This is a genomic window from Bacillus sp. 05T31 (assembly GCF_056396725.1).
On the sequence record NZ_JBFTMA010000373.1, the window covers coordinates 1 to 4,744 of the forward strand.

The 4,744-nt window shown below is 36.0% G+C and carries 3 protein-coding genes; 2 read left to right on the plus strand and 1 reads right to left on the minus strand.

All coding sequences use genetic code 11. The features are described from left to right. Together AC1DJR_RS19600 and ileS are read left to right on the plus strand one after the other, a co-directional pair. The coding region (locus AC1DJR_RS19600; protein WP_477003297.1) for a tetratricopeptide repeat protein at window positions 1–909 on the plus strand (909 nt) is incomplete at its 5' end. 29 nt (window positions 910–938) lie between these two features. Further along, complete coding sequence (ileS, locus tag AC1DJR_RS19605; protein WP_477003299.1) at window positions 939–3,971, plus strand: isoleucine--tRNA ligase; 3,033 nt, start codon at window positions 939–941, stop codon at window positions 3,969–3,971. A gap of 52 nt (window positions 3,972–4,023) precedes the next feature. Here the strand turns inward: ileS and AC1DJR_RS19610 are convergent. Beyond that, window positions 4,024–4,744 (minus strand): DUF418 domain-containing protein (locus AC1DJR_RS19610; protein ID WP_477003298.1); only part of this gene is annotated, 721 nt, incomplete at its 5' end.

A 4,744-nucleotide genomic window follows, 5' to 3' on the forward strand; every position in this document is an offset into this window, starting at 1 on the left:
GACGTACTTCATACGTTAAAGGTGAAAAAAGCAGAAAGAAGTACAGCGTTTATGTATGCAGCTACTGCGGTTGCCGAAAGATTAGTAGAAAGACAGCAAAATGAGCAACCGAAAAAATCTATATTTACAAGAGCATTTTATCGCATGAAAAATCGTGCGAAGGAAATTTCAATGGTTACAGTTGTTATCGAGTTATTTGAAATCTCTTTAAAGTTAAATCCGAAAAATAGTATGGCAGCGCAGCGTTTCGCAATATTTTATGAGAATGCGGCGATGAATAAAGAAGCTATAGAGGTTTTACAAACATCGTTAGAAAATAAGTGGGATTATGATGTAGCGAAGCAACTTGTAAATCTTTTCATTGAGTGTGAAGAAGAAGATATGTTACGAGATGCTTTTGAATTAACGAAACAAATGGTTCGCGAGCTACCGGATGATTATGATACACTTCTTCTACAAGCGAATGTATTATGTAAGCTAGGCGAAGAAAGAAAAGCCGAAAAAATTCACTTGCAATTAATTGAGAAAACACCATTTGTAAGTAGAGGATTCCTTGCTTTAGCAGAAATATATCAAAGTCAAGAGAGAATTGAGGACTCGATTCAGTTATTAGAAGACGCTTCTGTACATCATCCAAATGAAACAGCAATTCTTCTTGCTTTAGCATCTTCGTATCATAGAGCTGGGCAAACGACAAAGGCAGAAAAAATAACAAGTGAAATATTAGCAATTGATGCTACTGACTTGCTAGCAAGATACGATCATGCTTGTTATTTAACATTATTAAACAGAAATGAAGAGGCAAGAGATGAACTTGAAATTGTGCTTCGTGAAGATGAAACAGGATTTTTCGCTGAACTTGCAGAGGAAGATGAAGATTTAGCAGGACTGCGAGAATTTGAAAAGTGATTGTATAAGAATAGAGAAAAAGGGTATAAATAAAAATATTTGAACAATCAATTCAGAATAGAGAAGGCGCACAATCGTTTGTGTTTTATGAAGGACCACCAACGGCGAACGGTTTACCACACGTCGGCCATGCACTTGGTCGGGCAATTAAAGATTTAGTAGCAAGATATAAAACGATGGCTGGATATAAAGTGTTAAGAAAAGCTGGCTGGGATACACATGGATTACCTGTAGAATTAGGCGTTGAAAAACAACTTGGTATTTCAGGTAAGCATGAGATTGAAGAGTACGGCATTGAGCCATTTATTCAAAAGTGTAAAGAGAGTGTATTCACATATGAGAAGCAGTGGCGTGAATTTACGGAGAGCATTGGATATTGGGTAGATATGGATGATCCATACGTTACTCTAGAGAATCCATATATCGAAAGTGTATGGAATATTTTAGGGACGATTCATGAAAAAGGCTTGTTATATAAAGGGCATAGAGTTTCACCGTACTGTCCAAGCTGTCAAACATCGCTTAGTTCACATGAAGTTGCACAAGGATATAAAACAGTGAAAGATTTAAGCGCRACRGTTAAGTTTAAAGTAAAAGATAGTGAAAATGAATATTTCCTTGGATGGACGACAACGCCGTGGACACTTCCAGCGAATGTTGCACTTGCYGTACATCCAAATATGGAATACGTTAAAGCGAAACAAGAAGGGTATGTATACATTGTTGCGAAAGAGCGTGTACAAGAAGTACTAAAAGAAAACTATGAAGTATTATCCGTTCATAAAGGCGAAGAATTAGTAAACACATCTTATACAGCACCGTTTCCGATGAAGGAAGTTACAAATGGGTACCACGTAATTGCAGCAGATTTTGTAACTGCAGATAGTGGTACAGGACTCGTTCATATCGCTCCAGCATATGGGGAGGACGATTATAAAGTCGTTCAAAGTGAAGGATTGTCGTTCTTACATGTTGTAGATGAGAAAGGTGAGTATACGGATGCAGTACCATTTCTTAAAGGTAAGTTTGTAAAAGAATGTGACGTTGATATCGTTCGTTATTTAGCTAAAGAAGGTTTGCTATATCATAAAGAAAAATATGAACATAGCTATCCGCATTGCTGGCGCTGTGATTCACCATTACTTTATTATGCAGGAGAAAGCTGGTTAATCCGAACAACTGAGATTAAAGAAACATTTTTACGAAATAATGATTCTGTTAAGTGGTATCCAGACCATATGAAGCATGGACGGTTTGGTAAGTTTTTAGAAAACATGGTGGACTGGAATATTAGCCGGAATAGATATTGGGGAACACCGTTAAACGTATGGGAATGTGAAAGCTGCGATCATCAATTCTCACCGAAAAGCATCGCCGAATTAAGAAAGCATAGTACAAAAGAAACACCTGAAGATTTAGAATTGCATAAGCCGTATGTAGATGAAGTGCAAGTTTGCTGCGAAAAATGCGGAAGTACAATGAATCGTACACCAGAAGTAATCGATGTTTGGTTTGATAGTGGTTCCATGCCGTTTGCACAATATCATTATCCATTTGAAAATAAAGAGTTATTTGAAGAACAGTTTCCAGCAGATGTAATTGCAGAGGGAATTGATCAAACACGCGGCTGGTTTTATAGTTTATTAGCAGTATCCGCACTATATACAGGAAAAGTACCTTATAAACGAGTGTTATCACTAGGGCATGTTCTAGACGAGGAAGGACAGAAAATGTCTAAAAGTAAAGGAAATGCACTAGATCCAGTTGATTTAGTAAATCAGTTTGGTGCAGATGCTTTAAGATGGGCTCTACTTGTTGACAGTGCTCCGTGGAATGCAAAGCGTTTTTCTGAAAGAACAGTACTGGAAGCAAAATCTAAATTTGTAGATACGTTAGTCAATGTATATAGCTTCTACGTTTTATATGCAAATTTAGATGAGTATAATCCGAAAGAAAAGTATGAAGTTAAACGTACGAAATTAGATGAATGGGTATTATCAAGATTGCATAGCACAACGAAAAAAGTGAGAACAGCACTTGATGATTATCAATTTACGAATGCAGCTCGTGAAATCGCGGCGCTTGTAGATGAAGTSAGTAACTGGTACGTAAGACGATCACGTAATCGTTTCTGGGARTCTGGTATGAATCCTGAAAAAGCAGCTGCGTATGARACRCTTCATGAAGTRCTTGTRACAATTAGTAAATTAATYGCACCATTTACACCGTTTGTMGCTGAGGATATTCATCTGAATTTAGAAGGAAGMAGCGTTCATTTAGCAGATTATCCGGTTGTAAACGAATCACTTATCCAGCCTGAGTTAGAAGCAGAAATGGATGCTGTTTTACAAGTTGTTGAACTTGGAAGAAGTAATCGTAATCAACATTCATTAAAAGTAAAACAGCCGTTAGCAGAACTTGTATTACTAGCGCATAATGAAAATGATATGGATTGGGAATCTTATCGTGATATCATCATGGATGAGCTAAATGTAAAAGCATTCCATGTTGAACTCGATGAAACGAAATACACGTCCTATCAATTAAAGCTGAATTTTAAAACGGCTGGGCCGAAGTTTGGTAAAAGTGTGAATGCAGTAAATGGCTGGCTAAAACAATTATCAAAAGAAGAAGTACAACACTTTGTATCTACAGAAAGAGCAGTTTACGAAGTAGAACCAGGAGAAGAAGTAGTTGTAACAGCTGAAGATGTATTAGTAGAGAAAGTTGCGAAATCAGGATTTTCAAATACGACTAACGGTCAATATACGGTAATGTTAGATACGAATGTAACGGAAGAATTGTTACAAGAAGGAGTAGCACGTGAATTTATTCGTGCAGTTCAAGAATATCGTAAGCAGTTGAATTTACCAGTTAATTTACGAGTGGATGTAATTCTTGATACAGAARAAGAACTACAGCAAACGTTAACGAATCATAAAGATTTATTRGAAGAAAACTTACTCGTCAAGCAATTTACATTTGGTCACTTAACGAATGAGGACGATGAACTTTCTTTAGGTGAGACAAAGATCCGAATTAAATTAAACGCGGCTAATTAAAGAAAAAAGGAAGTTGGAATCATTCCAACTTCCTTTTTTGTATGAAGATAAATTAATCAGTTATTTTCCGCATAATCCATTCGATAGGTCCTCTAGAAAAGTTCCTTCGCCATAATACGCTAAATAAAATACTGAAAATGAAAAATGCAGTAGCAAATAATAAAACGAAAAGTAGTGTTTGATGTTCCATACGATTTAATACAATCAATGCGCCAATACCGATAAATACATGACTTACATAATGCGTTAATGTTAATTGTCCTGTTTGTATAATGGAAGTAACAAACCAATTATTTTCATATTTTTCAGCAATGTAGAGGCAAATTATTAATATAGCAATAGCAGATCCTGTAGCGGATGCGACGTATAATATATTGGGCAAAATGGGTCCTGTGTTAAACAAAAATGTAGCTGCCTCTTTGCCGATGTATGGAATAAAGAAGTGTGTAAGTCCTTTTGATAAAAGTTCTGTCAGTATTGTGATTGTAATACTGAGTAAGAGTAATCTTTCTCTAATATTTTTATTATGAAGATCTAATCTGCCAATTATCATACCGATTAAGAAGAAAGAAAACCATGGGAAAATAGGGTGATAGCCATTAAAAAATAAGTTGCGAAGAAAACCTGTTAAGGTCCAAAAGTCTATATAGTTTATAAATGGGATTGTGCCTCCCCATCCTTCGAAGGCGTTGAAAGTAAGTTGGAGATATTGTGCAGCAAGTAAAATAATGATAGAAAGCCATATTAGTATAGTTCTTCGTACAGTAATTAGT